9 protein-coding genes are annotated in these 18,786 nt (G+C 70.2%); 4 read left to right on the forward strand and 5 right to left on the reverse strand.

The genetic code is table 11. From position 1 onward, the window contains the following. Positions 1-12: 12 nt before the first annotated feature. The 4 genes from ACWC09_RS09185 to ACWC09_RS09200 form a co-directional block, all read right to left on the reverse strand. On the reverse strand, positions 13-1,530 hold the full coding sequence (locus ACWC09_RS09185; RefSeq protein WP_450849908.1) for an NAD(P)H-hydrate dehydratase: 1,518 nt from the start codon (positions 1,528-1,530) through the stop codon (positions 13-15). A gap of 155 nt (positions 1,531-1,685) precedes the next feature. Beyond that, positions 1,686-2,057, reverse strand: coding sequence for a holo-ACP synthase (locus ACWC09_RS09190; RefSeq protein ID WP_450849909.1), 372 nt, complete (start codon positions 2,055-2,057; stop codon positions 1,686-1,688). Between the two features lie 317 nt (positions 2,058-2,374). Next, a complete protein-coding gene (locus tag ACWC09_RS09195; RefSeq protein ID WP_450849910.1) occupies positions 2,375-2,860 on the reverse strand; it encodes a hypothetical protein in 486 nt (161 codons plus the stop codon). A gap of 24 nt (positions 2,861-2,884) precedes the next feature. Continuing rightward, on the reverse strand, positions 2,885-10,741 hold the full coding sequence (locus ACWC09_RS09200; protein WP_450849911.1) for a ricin-type beta-trefoil lectin domain protein: 7,857 nt from the start codon (positions 10,739-10,741) through the stop codon (positions 2,885-2,887). A 314-nt stretch (positions 10,742-11,055) separates the two neighbouring features. Between ACWC09_RS09200 and ACWC09_RS09205 the strand changes: the two genes are divergently transcribed. Beyond that, positions 11,056-15,519, forward strand: coding sequence for a LamG-like jellyroll fold domain-containing protein (locus ACWC09_RS09205; RefSeq protein ID WP_450849912.1), 4,464 nt, complete (start codon positions 11,056-11,058; stop codon positions 15,517-15,519). Between the two features lie 78 nt (positions 15,520-15,597). Beyond that, the gene (locus tag ACWC09_RS09210) at positions 15,598-15,690 is read left to right on the forward strand and encodes a DUF397 domain-containing protein (RefSeq protein ID WP_450849958.1); all 93 of its coding nucleotides are present in this window, start codon (positions 15,598-15,600) and stop codon (positions 15,688-15,690) included. Here ACWC09_RS09210 and ACWC09_RS09215 read toward each other — a convergent pair. Continuing rightward, a complete protein-coding gene (locus ACWC09_RS09215; protein ID WP_450849913.1) occupies positions 15,674-16,864 on the reverse strand; it encodes an erythromycin esterase family protein in 1,191 nt (396 codons plus the stop codon). The two genes, ACWC09_RS09210 and ACWC09_RS09215, sit on opposite strands and share 17 nt — an antisense overlap. Before the next feature lie 58 nt (positions 16,865-16,922). Here ACWC09_RS09215 and ACWC09_RS09220 point away from each other — a divergent pair, with 58 nt between their 5' ends. Both ACWC09_RS09220 and ACWC09_RS09225 read left to right on the forward strand, forming a co-directional pair. Next, on the forward strand, positions 16,923-17,714 hold the full coding sequence (locus ACWC09_RS09220; RefSeq protein ID WP_450849914.1) for a TioE family transcriptional regulator: 792 nt from the start codon (positions 16,923-16,925) through the stop codon (positions 17,712-17,714). Between the two features lie 74 nt (positions 17,715-17,788). After that, a complete protein-coding gene (locus ACWC09_RS09225; RefSeq protein ID WP_450849915.1) occupies positions 17,789-18,775 on the forward strand; it encodes a hypothetical protein in 987 nt (328 codons plus the stop codon). Positions 18,776-18,786 lie beyond the last annotated feature (11 nt).

Consider the following 18,786-nt stretch of genomic DNA (forward strand, 5'->3'; position numbering starts at 1 on the left):
CCTCGATGCCGGTCAGCTCCGCACATCCCGCCAGGCTTCCGGAATCGCCTCCGCCACGTCATGCGCCCCGGCCGGCGCCCCGTCCGCCGCGAAGCGCCCGGCGAGCCCGTGCAGATAGGCGGCCGCACTCCCGGCATCCAGCGCGGACAGCCCCGCCGCCAGCAAGGATCCGGCGAGCCCGGACAGCACATCCCCGCTCCCGGCGGTGGCCAGCCAGGGAGTGCCGGTCGCGTTGACCCGCACCGGCCGCCCGGTGGGATCGGCGACGATCGTGGTCGACCCCTTGAGCAGCACGGTCGCCCGATATCTGGCCGCGAGCTCCCTCACCCACTTCAACCGCGCCCCCTCGACCTCCTCACGCGAGACTCCGAGCAGGGCGGCGGCCTCCCCGGCATGCGGGGTCATGAGAGTGGCCGCACCACGCCCTCGTACGACATCCAGGTCGGCGAGCCGCAGCCCGTCGGCGTCGATCAACACGGGTACGTCGGCTTCGAGCACCTCGGCGACGGTCCCGGCGTCGTCCCCGGCACCGGGCCCGACCACCCAGGCCTGCACCCGCCCGGCCTTCCGCGGCCCCTGATCCGACACGAGCGTCTCGGGAAACCGGGCGAGGACGGCGTCCACGGCGGGCCCGACGTACCGCACGGCACCGGCACCGCCCCTGAGCGCCCCGGAGACGGCGAGAACGGCAGCGCCCGGATACCTGGCCGACCCGGCCGCAATCCCGACCACGCCCCGCCGGTACTTGTCACTGGCGGCACCGGGCACAGGCAGCAGCGCGGCGATGTCGGCATGCTGCAGTGCCTCCAGCTCGGGCTCGGCGGGCAGTACGTCTGTCAGCCCGATGTCGACGAGCCGCACGGACCCGGCGTACTCCCGCGCGGGATCGATGAGCAGCCCCGGCTTGTGCGTACCGAAGGTGACGGTGAGATCGGCGCGGACGGCGGCGCCGTGCACCTCCCCGGTGTCGGCGTCGACGCCGCTGGGCAGATCGACGGCGACGACGGGGGCTCCGGACTGGGCGACAACCTCGGCCAACTTCGCGGCATCGGGCCGGAGCCCACCCTTGCCACCGATGCCGACGATGCCGTCGAGGACGAGGTCGGCACGGAGGATGGCTTCTTCCACGGGGGTGAAGCCGGAGGCGGTGACAGCGACGCCGTGGCCGCCGCCATCGCCATCCGCCTCACCGCCCTTGCTACCGCCATCGCCGGAGGCTGCTACGACCCGCCCGCCGGCCCGCCGCAACGCCGCGAGCCCTCCGGCATGGGCGCGTTCGGCCGAGAACAGGAGAGCGACGACCCCCGCCCCCCGTCGGGCCAGGCGTGCACCGGCGTACAGGGCATCACCCCCGTTGTCCCCACTCCCGACCAGCAGCACGACCCGCCGGCCGTACACCCGCCCCAACAACTCGGCACAGGCAGCGGCAAGCCCAGCAGCGGCCCGCTGCATCAACGCCCCTTCGGGAAGCCGCGCCATGAGCTCCCGCTCGGCGGCCCTTACGGTCTCCACGCTGTACGCAGTACGCATGCGACCGAGTCTGCCCCGGACGGGGCGAGCCTCGCACCCGGTCGACGACCACGACGAGCCGACGAACACCTCCTGGGCCACCCTCCGGGAGGCGGGCAGCTCAACGTCCACTCGGCATCAGGTGGCCCCCGTTGTTCACCCCCGTGCCTCCCTGCTCACCCCTCCGCGACCACCACAGCCGACGCCACCCCCGCGTCATGGCTCAACGACAGATGCCACGCCCGCACCCCCAACTCCGCCGCGCGCGCCGCCACAGTCCCCTTCACCCGCAGCCTCGGTTGCCCACTGTCCTCGACATAGACCTCGGCGTCGGTCCACAACAACCCGGCCGGCGCCCCCAGCGCCTTCGCCAACGCCTCCTTCGCGGCGAACCGCGCCGCAAGCGAGGCAACCCCCCGCCGCTCCCCACTCGGCAACAGCAACTCGCGCTCCACGAAAAGCCGTTCAGCCATCCCAGGCGTCCGCTTCAGCGACACCTCGAACCGCTCGATCTCGGCCACGTCGATACCGACCCCGATGATGCTCATGGCGAGCACCCTAAGTCTCCGACCGCCCCACACCCGCAGCCCCGCCCACCCCACACCCCAAGATCCGTACACTCACCCCATGCCCGAGCCACGCACAGCGCACTGGGACGGAGTCACCCGCCGGTCCTCACTCAAGGAGACCTGGGCCACCCAGCGGGACAAACTCGCCGACGCCGCCCGGGACGGCGACTGGAACACCGTCCAGCAAATGCCTGGCGGACTGGCCACACCCACACTGGATCGGATCCCAGTCATGCCTCTCCGACTCCGCACGCGCGAGACTCACCTGCATCAGTCCCGCGACAACCGGCCCATCGCTAGGCGAAATCGCCAGGTATCTCGATCTGCCCTGAACTCCGGTAAGCGTGAAGCCGTTCCTCATCGGTCTCGATGATCCGCAGGATGTAGTAGGCGTAGTAGACAAGATCAGGAGAAGCGTTGGACCACAGATCTCGATACAGCGTCCAGAGTCCCTCCCGCGCGATCTCCTGACACCTCTCCGAGGAATCGTCGTCGTCGCTGAACACCAGCCCGGCGAGCAATTCCAGACACTGGGTCCTCGCCCCCAGAGACAAGTCACCCGCCAGGGCCGCCATGAGCACCGCTGCGACGGGCACAGCCGGCTCTTGCGGGAACGACTGGATCATGGCGTGGTCGTCGATTCGGAGTGCGCTTGCCTCCTCGCGGGTCTGGGCCCCGGCCAACCGCATCAGGTCGTCGGCCAGGTGCACGGCCGACTTCCCGCATCCGCAGCGCAAGCCCGACCAGTCATACCGGCCGATCTCCAGGTCGATCAATGGCATGTGTGGTTCCACTCTTCGTCAGTTCTACAATTCGTCCCACGGACCGCCGGGTTCGTGCTGAATGCCAGGAATGAAGTATCCACGGTTGGGAAAGTCCGCCTGACATCTCACACAGACTCGCTTCAACTTGGCGACGTGCTGGCCGTCCAGACGAACCACGTTGTACGCATTGGTCAACCTCACCAGTTCCGGATCGCCACCGAGAGACCGCACCACGTTACCTTCAGCGCAGTAGCCGCACGTTGGACCGATGAAATCGGGATCAGCCACCCCACCGCCTGACGAGGCGAGTGCGATCTCCCCAGTCTCGGTGTTGTATCCCCCGACGTAGGTTCGGGAAAGCGGCTGGTTCCCGGCGGCATTCTTGATGGCAAAGTCGGGCACCATGTCCTCGGCCAGCTGGATCTGCCTTTCGTGTGTCCAACCCTCTTCCGCAGGGACGGATTTGACAGCAGGCAGTACTTTCGTGCCAGCCGCTCCGCGCGGCGTGACCTTCGCAGGCTTCGTACCAGAGGCTCCCTTAACAGGTGCGTCGGGCGCAGTTGCGGCAGCATCGGCTTCCTCCGCCCGCGACTGCGCGTTCGCCCGCTTCATCTCCACGAGGTCGCGCGCATCAAGGGCCGCTTCATTGACCGCATCGGAGCCGGCACCCGCCCTGACCGCAGCATTGCCCTCTGCGGCGACGTCCTTCGGAGAGTCCTCCCCGGCCTCTTCGCTGACCGGGTCCCCTCCCATGCCGGGGCCGCAGTCGCCCATCGTCGCCGCGCACGCCGCGACGAAACCCTCTCCCGCACCCATGATGCAGGCGGGGCTTGCCCAGAAAGCCGAGCCGAGTTCGCAGGCCGAGAACGCCGTGCCGATCCCGAAGCCCGCCACTGTCAGCCCGGCGACCTCGAGAAGCTGTCGGCCGGTCGGCGTGGGCGTCGTGTCGTGCTGGGCGTTGGAGACGTCGCAACCGAACTTGGAGGCGTGGTTGCAATCGCTGCCACCGCCGTTTCCAGTGCCGCCACTGGACGTATTGGTGTTACCGGACCCACTGGAGCCGCCGGAGCTCACGTTCCCCGGCCCGCACGCGTTCCAGCCGCCGCTGCACTGCGTGCCGTCGGGATTGATCCTGATCGTGCCGGTCGGGTCGCTGCCGGTCGCCGGATTGTCCCCGGCGTACGTGTACCCGCCCATCTGGTTCGGATCGCCCGCCTCGAACAGCGGGTCCGCTGTCAGGAACCGCCCCAGTGTCGGGTCGTAGTTCCGCGCCCCCAGCAGATCCAGTCCCGTCACCGAGTCCGTCGGCTTGCCCAGGTAGCCGTGGTTCTCGTCCGCCGACACCCACGACGACGGCTTGGTGCCGCGCGGGTTGCCGTACGGGTCGTAGTAGCGGCGGGTAACAGCCAGGGTCGAGGCGTCGACGGCCGTCGTAGCCGTGCCCTGGGACGTGGCCACCTGGTAGGTGACGGAACCCGAGCTGGAGCGGGTCACCCGAGTGCCGTCCGGGCCTGAGTAGTACCGCAGGGCGGTGCAGGTCTTGGCCCCCACGTCCAGCGTCAACTGCTCGGCACCGCCGAAGAGATAGAGGACGCGGGTCTTGTCGGTGCCGCCCGTCGACGCGGTCTGTTCGAGCAGGTTGCCGTCGGCGTCGTAGAGGTACTTGCTGGTGCGGGCCGTCGTGCCGGACGGTGTGGAGACCGTCGCCGTCCTGCCCTCTTCGTCGTACGTGAACGTCTGCGTCTGTCCCGCCGGCAGCGCGCCCGCCGTGGTCGTCGACCACGCCTGGCCCTTGCCGCCGCAGGTCGTGGCCGTCAGCTGGGTGCCCTTGGTGGCGCTGGCGCTCGGGTCGGTCAGGCACAGGGTGCTCTTGGCCGCATTGACCAGTGTGCCGGTCGACGTCACGCGCCACTTCTGGGTGGCGTCCGAGGAGCAGGTGTCGGCCACCACGCCCGTGCCGGAGGTCGTCGCGTTGCTCGCGGTGTCCAGGCAGAACCCGGCCGCCTTCACCGTGCCGTCAGTGCCGATCGTCCACTTCTGGGCCGAGGAGGACGAACTACAGGTGTTCACCTCGGCCTTGGCGCCCGAACCGGTCTCCTCCACGCACAGCTTCCCGCCGCCCGAGAGGGTGAAGCCGGTCGCCAGCTGGCCCGTCGTCTTCGTCGCCCGGCTGACCGTGTTGCCCGCGTTCTTGCCGGCGGAGTCCGTGTACGACGGGGTCTGCGTCGCCGTACCCGTGCCCGGGTTGCTGGTCGTCGTCGCGCCCGCCTGGTTCGGGCGAGCAGCAGAAACAGTCGCGTCCGCGCCCGGGTACGACGTCGACTGGGTCGTGTCGGCCGCCGCGTTGCCGGTCGCGTCGTGGTCGACCATTCCCGTGCGGTCGCCGAGCAGGTCGTAGGTGTACGTCTGCCAGTACGGCGCCGGGCCACCCACCGACTTCGTCTTCACCGGCGCCGCGCTGGTCTGCACGGACGCCGTGGTGCAGCCGCCGACCGCGCCCACCGGTGCGCTGCCGGAGTCGGTGATCCCGGCGGTGTCCGTCCAGGCGGCGGTCAGCCGCTGGAAGGAGTCGTAGGTGAAGCACTGGGTGTCGTGGGTGGTGTTGTTCTGGAGGTCGTCGGCGGCCGTGACCTCGCCGGCCTGGTTGTAGCGGTAGTTGACGACGTCCAGGGCCGTGGTCGACGTCTGCACCATGCTGCTGGTCTGCGTGGTGCGACCCGTCGTCGCGTCGTACTGGGCGAAGGTCGCCAACTCCTTGCCCGTGGGGCCGTAGTTGGCCTGGAGCACCCGCCCGAAGGCGTCGTGGACCGTGCCGTCCAGATAGGACGGCGTGTTGGCGGGGCTGATGTCCCCGCCGAAACCGTCCAGCTCGCCCTGGAGCGTGTAGCCGTAGCCGACACGCTCGGCCGGCAGACCGCCGTCCGCCTGGAACTGGGTCGTCGCCAACAGGCCGGCATTCGGCGTGTACGTCGACTTCAGGGTGTACGTGATCGTGCCGTTGTCGCCGGCCGTACCCGGGAAACCGTCTGCTGCCGGGACCGTCAGCGTCGAACCCAGCGGCTGGTAGGCCGTGTTGTAGCCGGTGACCGCCTCGGTGTAGGCGCTGCCCTTGGCGCCGCCCACATAGCGGGTCGAGGACGTCGGGTAGCCCTTGGCCAAGGTGTCGTACACCCGGGATGTCAGCTGCTTGGCCGGATCGGGGGTGGCGGACCACGCTCCCGAGTACTCCGCCGTGACCCGGTTGTCCCAGTCGTAGGCGTACGACAGCACCTGGCCACGCGGGTCCGTCGTCTGGAGCAGGTTGCCGAGCACGTCGTACTTGTCGAAGGTCGTCGTGCCGGTGTCGGGGTCGCTCTGAGAGGTCTTCTCGCCGAGTGGGTCGTAGGTGTACGACCAGGAGTTGCCCGCACTGTCGCTGACCGAGTGGACCTGGCCGGCCGGTGTGTAGGCGTAGTGGGTGGTGGCATCGGCGGCGGGCACCGCGCCCGCGGTGCCCTGCTTCCACGGCGTCGTGCTGCCATCGCCGGCAACGACGGCGAGGGTGGAGTCGTTGCGGATTTGGAGGGTGGCGCCGGTGGTCGCGGTGAGACCGGTGCTCCACTTGGAGGTGCCGGAGGCGGTGTAGACGGCAAGGTTGCCGTCGGTGCCGAACTGGGCGTAGGCGCCCGGGTTTCCGCTGGTGCCGCTGGACCAGAGGGTCTTGCCGCTGGCGAGCGCGGTGAGGACCAGGTTGCCGTCGGCCTGCATGGTCAGCCGCACGCTGCTGGAGGTCAGCGAGGTGCCGGACGGAATGATGTTGCCGCCCTTGAGGACGACCGTGGCGCCGGTGTTCTTCACCACCGACTTCACCGTCTGGCCGAGTGCGTCGGTGAATACGGCCGTTGAGGAGCCGCCGGCTGGTGGAGTGGAGTCGGTCTCGTCGGCACCGGGATAGGCGGTGCTGGTGCTCCACTGCTTGACGGCCTGGTGCCACAGGGTGCTCGCGGTGGCGCGACCCTGGCCGTCGTAGGTGGTGGTGGTCTCGGCGGGGATCTCGTTCTCGTTGGCCGCGTACAGGGTCGTGGACGGGGCGTGGTCCGGGTCCGAGTACGGGGCGTAGGAGGCGCTGGGCCAGCCGTGGGAGTCGTAGAAGGTGTCGGAGATGATCCGGCCGGAATCCGAGTCGCCGTCGGCGGTCGTCTGGACCTGGCGGGGCTGGAGCATCCCGTCGTAGATGCTGATCGACGTCGAGTACGTGCCGTCCTCGCGCAGGGTGTGCGTGGTGACGGAGGACGGGTCGCCGGGCTGGGTGATGGTGCCGCCGGGGGCGGGGACCGCGCCTGGGTTCACCGAGTACGCGAACGTCATGTCCGCGCTCTGCGTCGCCTTGTCACGTCCGGGCAGCCAGACGGCGGTACGGCGGCCGAGTGCGTCGTAGGTGATGTCGGTGACGCGGTTGTTGACGTCGACGTTCTTCAGCGGCAGGCCGCGCAGCGGATCGAGGGTGGAGGTGACCGTCCACGTCTGGTGCTGGATAGAAGTGATCTTGGTCGGGTTGGTGTTGCCACCCGAACTCGTCCACTTGGGCGTGTAGTCGGTGTGCGTGGCGTTGCCCGCGGCGTCCAGAGCGTCGGTGACGCGGCCCGCGGCGTCGTACGAAACCCCGCTGGTGGTACGCCAGTTCTCGGTGCCGTCGGCGGCGAAGCCGGTGGCGATCTGGGTGCCGGTGACGCGCGGGGCGCTGATCGTGCCGTAGCTGCCGAGGTCGGTGATGGAGCCGTTTCCGTCGTAGTAGATCTTCTTGTCGGAGAGCAGGGTGTCCTTGCCCGGCGCGGTGCCGCAGGGCCCGGAGACCGTGGTGATGCGGTCCGGGTAGGCGAGCAGCATGGGGTTGGCACCCAGCAGGGCGGGCGCAGCGTAGTCGGCCGTGGCGCACTTCTCCTGTGCGGCCACGGAGACGTCCCCGTGCGCGTCGACCGACTGCACGCGGCCCTGGTCGTCGTACGCGGTGTCGGTGCGGGTGTGCCGCCAACTGCCGTCCGCCAGCAGGGCGTAGCCGTGGGTCTGACCGGCCTTGATCCGGCGGGCGGGGAGGTCGGGCAGGGTGGCCTTGTCCGGCTTGGTCTCGCCCGGGTGGTCCTCCTGGGTCCAGGCCGTCCATGAGGTGCGGTTCGCGTGCGCGGTGGTCGTGAAGTCGAACGGGCCGTTGACGGTGGAGGCGCTCACCGTGCCGCCGGACGCGGTGTAGGTGTCCGACTGCAGTGCGGTGCCCGCGAGTTGGTCGGCGTCGTCGACCGTCTCGACGGTCTTGCCGCCGACCGTGGCGTCCAGGCTGACCGAGCGGCGGGAGCCGTCGGCCTTGTAGTCGCCGTCCATGCCCTGGAGGTAGGTGGTGGTCTGCTGGGTGACGGGCTCGGGCGCCTTGCCGGTGCGCACGGTGACCGTACGGAAGCCTCGGAACTGGTCCCAGGTGCGGTACTGGTCGTCGGTCAGGTCGGAGTCGTCCCGGTGCCAGGCGGCGCCGGAGTACGCGTAGGTGGAGACCTGGGGTTCCGAACCCGCCGGGATCTTCGAGGAGTCCGGGTTGTACTGGGCGGCGACGGTCAGGTCCGCGACGGTGACACTGTGCACCGTCGTCTTGTTGAACCAGTCGGCGATCGGCTTGGAGGCGCCGGGGACGGTCCAGTACACCGGGTAGCAGGAACCCGTGTTGGAGTCGGCCGACTTGATGTCGAGCGACTTGCCCGCGCACGGCGTCTGGTTGTACTCGACGGTGATCGACTCGCCGGTCTCCGTCTGCACGTTGGAGATGCGCGGACGGTACAGCGGTGGCGCGGACGGGGAGTCGTCGTCCACCCGGTTGTCGATCTCGGTGCCGGTGAAGGAGACCTGGTTGAGGGCGATCCCCTTGTTGCCGTTGCCGTACGTGTCCTGACCCGTGTGTCGGATGGACTGCAGCCACATCACGGCCTGCAGCGAACCCGCATCCTTGGGGTCGACGGTGGTGCCGGTGACCGGATCGACCGAGCCGCCCGCGTCGGAGTACACCTGCCCGAGGTCGTAGGAGTCGACCGGGACCAGCTTGTCGGTGTCACCGTCCTTGACATGCACCTTGGTGGTGATGCTGTCCAGCCGCGTGGTCGACCAGAAGGTCGGCGAGGACACGATGCACACGTCCGTCGGCACCTTGGTGGCGTCGTCCGGCAGCTTGGTCTTGTCGGTCGAGTCGCAGTGCAGGTCCCATGGGACGTCCGGCCAGTGCGGCGCGGTGTTGTCGTCGAGGTTGCCGGCCGAGCAGTCGGTGAAGGAGGACGTCGTCTGGCAGCGCTGCTTGGATGAGAACGTCACCTGCGCGGACGGCGTGCGGCCCGCCTGCTCGTCGTCCAGGGTGTAGCCGTACGAGATCGAGGTGAGCGTGCCGCCTCGGGTGTACGAGGTGAGCGTGCCGGTGTCGTCCTTGTCGTCGGTCGCCGCCGCCTGACCGCCGCCGAGGTCGTAGTAGCCGGTCTCGGTCGCGTAGTCGTAGCGCTGCACGAAGCCGGTCGGCGAGACGACGAAGTCCAGGTTCCAGCGCCAGCCCTCGGGCTTGTCGCAGCGGGACTTCCTGCCGTCGGTGTCGCTGTGGCACGGGTCGGAGGAGCGCGGGTGCAGCACCGGCACGCCCCACGCGGAGTGCGTGGAGTCGTCGGAGTCCCCGGAGACCGAGCCCTTGGTGCCGGGACCGGACGGCGCGTGGTCGGCGCCGAAGTAGGCGGCGGTGCCGTCGGTGGTCAGGACGCGGAAGTAGGTGCCGTCGTGCAGGCCGTTGGCGGCTCCGGACAGCTCCTGTACGACCGTCCCGTCATCGCCCTGGAGCCTGAACTCCCTGATTTCCCCCGGGGCTCCGGAGCTCGTGGTCGGGACGAGGACACCGGAGTGCGAGCCGAAGGAGACGGTCGCGTTGGCGCCGCCCCAGCACTCGTCGCCGGACCCCTTGAGGATCTTCTTGCCGTCGGAGTCGAGCAGCGAGCCGCAGGAGCGGTACGCCCGCTCGACGAACCCCGGCTGATAGCTCCAGCCGTCACCGATCCACGAGGCCTGCGAGTTGCGGGCCGAGGTCTCGCCGTCCACGGACTGCGAGTCGTACGACAGCCCCACCGAGGGGCCGGTGTCCCCGACGCCCCCCGGGACGTCGATCGGGTACGAGTACGTGTACGCGCCGGTGCCGTTGGTCTGCCAACTCCCCGCCGGGGTCAGCGAGGTGGCCGAGTAGTCGCCCTGTGAGCCCCGGCTGCCGGAGGTGACGGCGATCGCCGAATCGGCGGTGGTGGTGGCGGTGAGCTGGTTCGCGGTGGCGCGGTTGGTGGACTTCAGGGGGGTGCGGGTGCGGCACTCCGGACGTTCGGGGGTCGTCAGGGCGCAGGCCGGCAGGCGGGTGAGGGTGAGCCGGGAGCCGTAGCCGCCGCCGTAGGACTTGGCCACGGAGGAGTAGTCGACGACGACATCGATCTTGCCGGTAGGTGACTTCGCGCGGCCCAGGCCGACCAGGAGCCCGGTGTCGGCACCTGCGCGCAACGCCTGTGCGCGGGAGGCGAGTTGGACCCGTACGGAGGACTTGTCCGCGGACGCCAGCCAGACCGGGAGCGAACCCGCCTTCACCGGCCTGCGGTGGAGAGCAATCGTTCGCGAACCGGCGTGCGGCCAGGTCGGCTTGGCGGCTCTGTAGCGGGTCAGCGCACGGTAGCCGCGGGGGTGGATCGCCTTCGGACGGCTCAGGTCGTGGTCACCGACGGCCGGCGTCTGCGGCAGTGGCTTCGGCTTCCAGAAGTCGCCGTGGAAGACGTACGGCCCGACGCCGTTCTGCGCGACGGCGCCCGTCACCAACAGCGCCATCGCCACCAGCAGGGCAGAGACGAGCGTCAGCGTTCTTCGCACACCCACGTGAGAAGTACCCCCGAATGGAACGGACTTGACAGTCCGTTGACTGAAAGGTCACGTGGTCGGCGTGATCCAGCTTTGGAGGTTAGGAACGGCATTGATCGAATCTCAAGACTCTTTGCCAATGCCATGACAATCTTGTGATCGTTTTTGGCTTTTTCTGTGTACGTTCTGTGCCGGGGGAGCGAACATCACCGCCGCACGCCGTCGCCGGCGTCCTGACCCGACACCCGGCGCGACGCTCACGGGCGCGGATGGTCGCAGATCTCGCGTCTGCTCTGTCCGTCGCGTCGTCCGTTGTGCGAAGGGGTTGTTCCGTGCTGCCGTCATCCACCCGCAGACTCGCGCTGCTTCCGGTGGCCGCCGTGCTGCTGACCGCGCTGGCCGTCCCGGTCGGCGCGGTATCCGCCGACGGCCCCGCCGACACCTCCGACCCTCTGCTCGCCGCACAGGCGCAGGCGGTGGCCGACGGCACATCCGTGCCGGTCGACGCACTGACCAGCGAGACCGACACCGTGACCGCCGAGCCGGACGGTTCCTTCACCAGGACCTCGTCCGTGCTGCCGGTGCGGGTGCGCCAGGAGGGCGCCTGGGTGCCGGTGGACGCCTCGCTCACCGCCGACTCCGACGGCACGTACTCCCCCAAGGCGACACCCAGCGGCGTACGGCTGTCCGGTGGCGGCAGCGGGCCGCTGGCCACGCTCACCGATCCGGCCGGCCACAGTATGAGCCTGACCATGCCGTTCGCCCTGCCCGCACCGCAGGTCGGCGGCGACACGGCGCTGTACCCGTCGGTGCTGCCCGGCGTCGACCTGTCGGTGTCGGTGACCGACCAGGGCGGCTTCAGCGACGTGCTGATCGTGCACGACGCGAAGGCCGCGGCCGACCCACGGGTGCGGAAGCTGGCGGTCGCGACGGACACCGACGGGCTGGACCTGGCGCCCACCGTGGCGGGCGGCATGACGGCCACGGCTGCGGACGGCTCAGTGTCGTACACGAGCCCACCGCCGTTGATGTGGGATTCCGGCACGCCGGACTCGGCGGCGTCGGCGGGCTCGGAGACAGCGACGGACTCGAAGGCCGCGACCGGCTCGGCGGCCGTCGAGCCCGCGGCCTTCAGACGGGCGGTCGCCGCCGCCGACCCGGCCCCTTCGACCCCCGCCTCCTCCGCGGCCGGCCCCGGCCCCGGCGCACAGGTCGGCCAGGTCCCGATGACCACCACCGCCGCTAGCATCACCCTCGCCCCGGACACCTCGGTGCTCGACGACCCGGATACGCACTACCCGGTCTACATCGACCCCTTCGAGAACCCGGTGACCAGCAAGTCCGGCGCCTTCGACGAGGTGTACTCCAGCTCCGCCTGTGACGACGCCCCGCAGTACAACAAGCCGCAGACCAATGGCGAGGGCGTCGGCTACCAGCAGTGGGGCGGCGCCTGCGGGGTCGGCCTGGAACGGTCGTACTACGCGGTCAACACCTCCGGTCTCGACCCGTCCATGACCGTCATCAAGGCCGAGGTGAAGGTCAGCACCACCTACGCGGCCAGCGTCGACTGCTCCCACGACCAGCCGATCACCCTGCACACCACCAACCCGATCGGCGAGAACACCGACTGGAACCACCAGCCCGACACGCTGGAGGACAAGGGCTACGCGGCAGTGAAGACCACCGTCCCGAGCGGCGCGAACGGCAACAGCAACTGCTCCAACAGCACCGCCACCTTCCGCGTCGACGACCAGGTCCAGAGGATCGCCGACGGCAACAAGGGCACCTGGACCATCGGCCTGTTCGGCAACGAGTCGAAGACCGGCTCCAACCTCGACTACCTGCGCATGTCGCAGACCCTCACCCTGACGACGAACTTCGACATCCCGCCGGACGTCCCGACCAAGCTGCGCAGCACGCCCAAGCCGCTCGGCGCGGACGCCGACTGCGTCACCGGCAGCACGGCGATCGGCTGGATCGGCGCGACCACCTACAGCGACGCGGGCAGCAGCATCCGGCTGCACTCCACCGTCACCACGCACATCTCCGGCGAGCACGCCGAGGCGCACTACCACGTCTGGGACCGCACCGACCTCGACTCCGACGGCGATCCTGTGGACAAGGGCACCCCGGACAGCGGCATGGTCGCCTCCGGCCAGGACGCCGACGCGCCGATCGGCTTCACGCTCAAGGACGGTCACGAGTACGGCTGGGACGTCTACGCCCAGGACAACTCCTCCATCAAGCTGAAGTCGGCGGTCAGCGATCACTGCTGGTTCGACACCGACTTCACCCCGCCGCAGACGCCGACGGTCGCAGACAACCCGCACTTCCCGCCGGTCGGCAGCGGCGCGGGCGACACCTACGCGGGCCCCAAGGTCACCGCCGACTTCGCCGTCACCGCCGCCGACAACGCCCCGGCCGACACCTGCGACCCGGCGGGCTGCAAGGCCAGCGGCATCGACCACTTCCTCTGGCAGCTCGACAGCCAGCCCACCACCGCCACCGGCACCCCCGCCAAGGTGACGTCCACCAGCGGCGCCACCGCCTCCGGCACGGTCACGATCCCGGTCACCGACTGGGGCGTGCACACCCTGTACGTCGCCGCGGTCGACGGGGCCGGCAACCTCTCCCAGAATCCGGCGAGTTACACGTTCACGGCGCCCTGGAACCCCAAGACGAAGATCGCCCCCGGCGACGTCACGGGCGACGGCAGCCCCGACCTGCTGGCCACCACCAGCACCGGCGACCTGGAACTCGTCCCCGGCGACCGCGACCCCGCCCAGGCCCCCGCACCCGCACAGGGCGGCGCGGTCGACACCGACCCTCCCGCCATCACCGGACCGGTCATCGTCTCGACCGCCGCAGGCGCACCCACCGGCACCTGGAACGACTACCTGATCGCCCACCGCGGCAACCTGCACGGCGACACCCACGACGACCTGCTCGCCTACAACCGCAAGACCCAGCAGCTGTACGTGGTGAAGAACGATCTCGACCCGAAGGACGACGGCACCTTCCCGCGCACGCCCTGGTCCACCTTCCCCGGCTTCGTCGGCCGACGCTACGACGTCGTCACCAAGGACGACTGCGAGGCCACGGACGTCGTCCCCGCCGACCGCTGCGCCGGCGCGGGCTATGACCCCAAGACGCCCTGGGACATCTCCCAGCTGGTCGTCGACGGGGACGTGTACGGCAACGCCGACCACCCCGCCGTCATCACGGTGGAGCACAACAAGCTCTGGCTCTACCAGACCTACGGCGTCAACCACCTGGGCCACCCGCGGCTGTTGGGCGACGGCGACTGGTCCGGCCTGACCCTGATCGCCCCCGGCCGAGTCGGCGGCACCTTCTCGACGGACGACAACGGCAACGGCAAGGTCACCGGCGGCACCCCCACCCTGTGGGCCCGCGACGACACGTCCGGCACGGTCTATACGTTCCCGATCGACATCGACTCCTCGACCACCCTGCCCCAACTGCTGCACGCCCCGCTCCGCACCGCGTTCACGTCCGCCGTGAAGACGTCCTCCGGCGGCACTCTCTGCCTGGACGACGCGAACGCCCACACCGCCGACCACACAAGGATCCAGATCCACACCTGCAACGGCAGCCCCGCCCAGCAGTGGGTCCTGCACGACGACGGCTCGCTGCGCGTCCTCGGCAAGTGCCTCGACGCCACCGACGGCGGCACGGACAACGGCACGCTGCTCCAGCTCTACAAGTGCAACGGCGGCGGCTCCCAGAAGTGGACCACGGGCACGTCCGGCAGCCTGGTCAACCCGCAGTCCGGCAAGTGCGTGGACAACCCGGGCGCGGCCACGACCAACGGCACCCAGGTCCGCCTCTACACCTGCAACAACTCCGCGGCCCAGAACTGGACGACCAGCGCCACGGCGGGCTGGAACGCACACCCCGCCACGTCCCTGTCCGTAGTCCTCCGCAAGGACGACTATCCGACCGTCGCCTCCCCCGGTGACGTCAACAGCGCCACCGGCGGCCCCGACGGCAAGCCCGACCTGTACGCCACGGACGCCTCCGGCCAACTGACCGAGTACCCGGGAGCCACCCCGTCGGGCACGGCCGCCGCCTTCGCGGACCCGGTCTCGCTGGGCACGGTGACGGACACGGCGACCCATCGCTGGAACCTGGCCGACGGCACCGGAACCACAGCCGCCGACCCCACCGGCAACGCACCCGCCACCCTGGCCGGCGGCGCCTCCTGGACGACCGACACCGACCGCGGCACGGCCCTGAACCTCAACGGCAGCACCGCCTACGCCGCCACGACCGGCCCCGGCGTCGACACCGGCGGCAGCTTCACCGTCTCGGCCTGGGTCAAGCTGAACTCCCTGACAGGCGGCAACTCGACCTTCGTCTCACAGTCGGACGACCCGTCCGTCGGCGCGGCCAACGGCTTCCAGCTGTACTACTCCTCGGGCGGCGGCGTCTGGGCCTTCGGCCGCCACGACGACGACACCACCAGTACGGCCTTCACCGCGGCCTACGGCGCCAAGGCGGTGGCCGGCAAGTGGACCCACCTGGTGGGTGTCTACGACCCCGACGCGGACCTGCTTCTTCTCTACGTCAACGGCCATCTGTCCGCCACCAAGGCCTACTCCGGGGACAGTTGGAACGCCCACGGCCCGGTCCAGTTCGGCCGCCGCCTCTTCCAGGGCGCATACGGCGAGTACGCCAACGGCCGCCTGAGCGACGTCCGTCTCTACCCGACGGCCCTGCCACCGGCGGACGCGACGGCGCCGGGAGGGAGCGCGGTGCTGACGCAGCTGAACTAGGCCGCGGCCGGCTGTCCCCACGCCCGCGGAGGCTCGGGCGGCGCCGGGTCCGCGTCCCACGCCCCCACCCGAGGGGCGATACGCGACTCCAAGGACCGCACCTGCGGCACCCTCACCTTCCCCACCAGCGCCTTCGCCCCCTTCCTCGACGCCCTCAAGGCACGTCCTTGACGAACACGATCCCGTCGATGTCCGTCAAGTGGGCCGGGTCGAGCGGGGCGTAGCCGAACCAAGGGGACACGCGGGGCACAGGTCCCCCTACGGCGGCGGCCAGCCGACCCGCATCGACGACACAACGGTCCTCCGGGAGCCCGTACAGAAGCCCTTCGACCGTGTCCGGCGGCGGAACATCGACTCCCCGGTGCCGGATCGTCCCGAGGGCCGTGGCCACGAAGGCGTAGCGCTCCCCCAGCCGGGCGCTCACCAGTGCACCGGCGCTCCACCACTCCACCGGCCCCTGCCACATCCGCATCGAGCTCTTCTCGCGCTGGAGATGGGAGTTGTGGGCGTGGACCAGCACCGGGCCCCGAGCGGCGAGGGCGAGAAGGTTGTCGGCCATCATCACGTCCCGCAGCGCGCACAGCCGCCTCATACGGGCCGGCGAGGTGTCGGCCATCGCGTGGTGGTAGCGGAGCAGGCCGGTCGCCGTACGCCCGTACAGCCGCGCCCGCTCCCAGTCGTCCCGTGAGGTCGCCGCGATCAGATGCGGCGTCTGCGCATCGAGCAGGGCCACCAAGTCGTCGGTGAGCAGCCGCAGTCGACCGGCCTCGGCCGACTGGCCCACGGACTCGGACGGGTCCATCATCGCGGCGGGATGGGTCCACCCCTCGTCGGCGCCGAGCAGACGGTCGAGTGTCTCGGCATCGCACGGGAGCAGGTCCGCGTCCCCCCACGCCGAGAGGTAGCCGTGGAGTGAGGTGAGGGCCTGGTGGGGGCTCGCGGCGCCCGTGATCTCCAGCGGGCCGTCGAAGCCGACGAAGCGCAGCCGCTCCGACGCGGGCCGGTCCTCGTTGTACGCGCGCATCCAGCGCACCAGCTCGCGGTTGCCCGCAAAGGCGCCCCAGCCATGGCTGAACCCGCGCTCCATGGCCTCGTCGAGCGTGCCCGTGCCCGAGGTGACGTAGTCGTCCACGACCAGGCCCATCAGGCAGTCGCTCTCGATCGCGATCGTCCGGTGGCCCTCCTGTTCGACGAGCTGCCGGAAGAGCTCGTTGCGCAGGTCGAGCAGGGTGTCCTCGCCGTGGGTGGGCTCGCCCAGGGCGAGCAGCCGGGGCCGGGCCGGGAGCAGCCCCATGACGGCGGCGGCCTCGACGGCATGGGTGGTGTCCTTGAGGTCAGTAGCCATGCCTTCGACGGTATCGTTGAACCTTCGGTTGAAACTTTTCGGTGATATCGGCAGGGTCATGGGCTCAAACCCTCAAAATGGTCGACGCCTCAGGCCGATCGATCTGGCTCGCGGGCACGGTCTGTCCACGCAGGCGGTCAGGAACTACGAGGCCGCGGGCATCCTTCCGCCCGCCGACCGCACGCTCCACGGCTACCGCACCTACACCCCGCGGCACGCCCAGGCCCTGCGCTCTTTCCTCGCCCTGGTGCCCGGCCATGGCCACCAGACAGCGACGTCGATCATGCAAGCCGTGAACCGGGGCGCGGTCGACGAGGCGCTCCGCCTCATCGACGAGAGCCATGCCCAACTCCTCGACGACCGGCGCACTCTCCAGGCCGTGGAGCGAGCCCTCCGCGACCTGGACCCCACCAGCGTGTCCGGGCCTTCCCCCGCCGGCCGGTTCGTCGGACCGCTGGCACGGCAACTCGGCATCCGGCCCGCGACCCTGCGCACTTGGGAGCGCGCCGGGCTTGTGCATCCGCGCCGCGACCCGCAGACCGGCTATCGCGTCTACGACGAGGCCGACGTACGGGACGCCCGGCTCGCCCACCAACTCCGGCGCGGCGGCTACTTGTTGGAGCAGATCGCCCCGCTGATCGCGCGGGTGCGGGCGGCAGGCGGGCCGGAGCCGCTGGAGGCCACCCTGCGCGACTGGCACGACCGGCTGTCCACCCGCGGACGCGCGCTGCTGGCCGGGGCCGCCGAGCTGGAGGCGTACCTCACTCCCGTCCCCACCCCGATGACTGAGTCCGTCCTGCCACAGCTCCACCCCGATAACCGAGTCCCTCCTGTCATATCCCCCTGCTAGCCTGCGGAGACTCGCGCGCCTGGGGGCCAACAGCGCGCCACTCTCCGCATTCCACACGCCAGGGGGACGTCCGCATGAGTGGCACCAGCGGTAGACGCACCGCGACAAAGGACGGCGGCAGACCCGTCGAGTCACCGGCGCCGGTGACCGACCCCTTCGACGCCCTGCCCGAGCTCGCCCCGCTGCGCACCGCCGCGCAGGCCGGCGACTGGGCCGCCACCCAGGCCTTCTTCGCGTCGCTCGACTCGGCCGACAAGGTCTCCTTCGCCTCGGGTGCCCTCGCCGACGTCTGGGGGACGGAGAAGTACCTGAAGGAGGCCGCCGAGGCCCACCCCGAAGACCCGCTCCCCCGCGCCCTCCTCGCCGAGCGCTACGTCCGCCTCGGCTGGAAGGCCCGGAGCGCCGCCCTGGCCCAGCACGTCACGCGGGAGCAGTTCAAGGAGTTCCACGACTGGCTGCGCAAGGCCGAGCGCCTGCTGATCGAGGTGTGCGCGGAGCAGCCGGAGTCCGCCCCCGCCTGGGCCGCCCGTCTGCTGACCGCCCGCGGTCTGGAGCTGGGCCAGTCAGAGGCTCGGCGCCGCTACGACCGGCTGGCGGAACACCACCCTCACCACTTCCGCGCCCAGTCGCAGTTGTTGCAGCAGCTGTGCCCCAAGTGGGGCGGTTCCTGGGAGGCCGCGCACGGCTTCGCCGACGAGTCCGCGAGCGCCGCGCCGGAGGGCTCGTACGCCGGGGTCCTGGTCGCCGAGGCCCATATCGAACACTGGGGAGGTCTGACGGGCGCCGGGGCCACCGAGTACCTGCGCGACGTCTCGGTCCGCGACGACCTGCGCCGCGCCGCCGGGATCTCCGTCCTGCACCCCGGCCACCGCCCCGGCTGGCACGGGATCAACGGCCACAGCACGTTCGCCCTGGCCTTCTCCCTCGGCGGCCATCTCGGCGACGCCGCCCGGCACTTCACCGCCCTGGGCAACACGGCCTCGGAGTCCTTCTGGTCGTACCTGCCGGACTGGAAGAGCCGGTTCACCAAGTACCGCACGGCCGCGCTGGCAACGCTCTGACGGGGGGACGT

It is taken from the genome of Streptomyces sp. NPDC001617 (genome assembly GCF_053596855.1).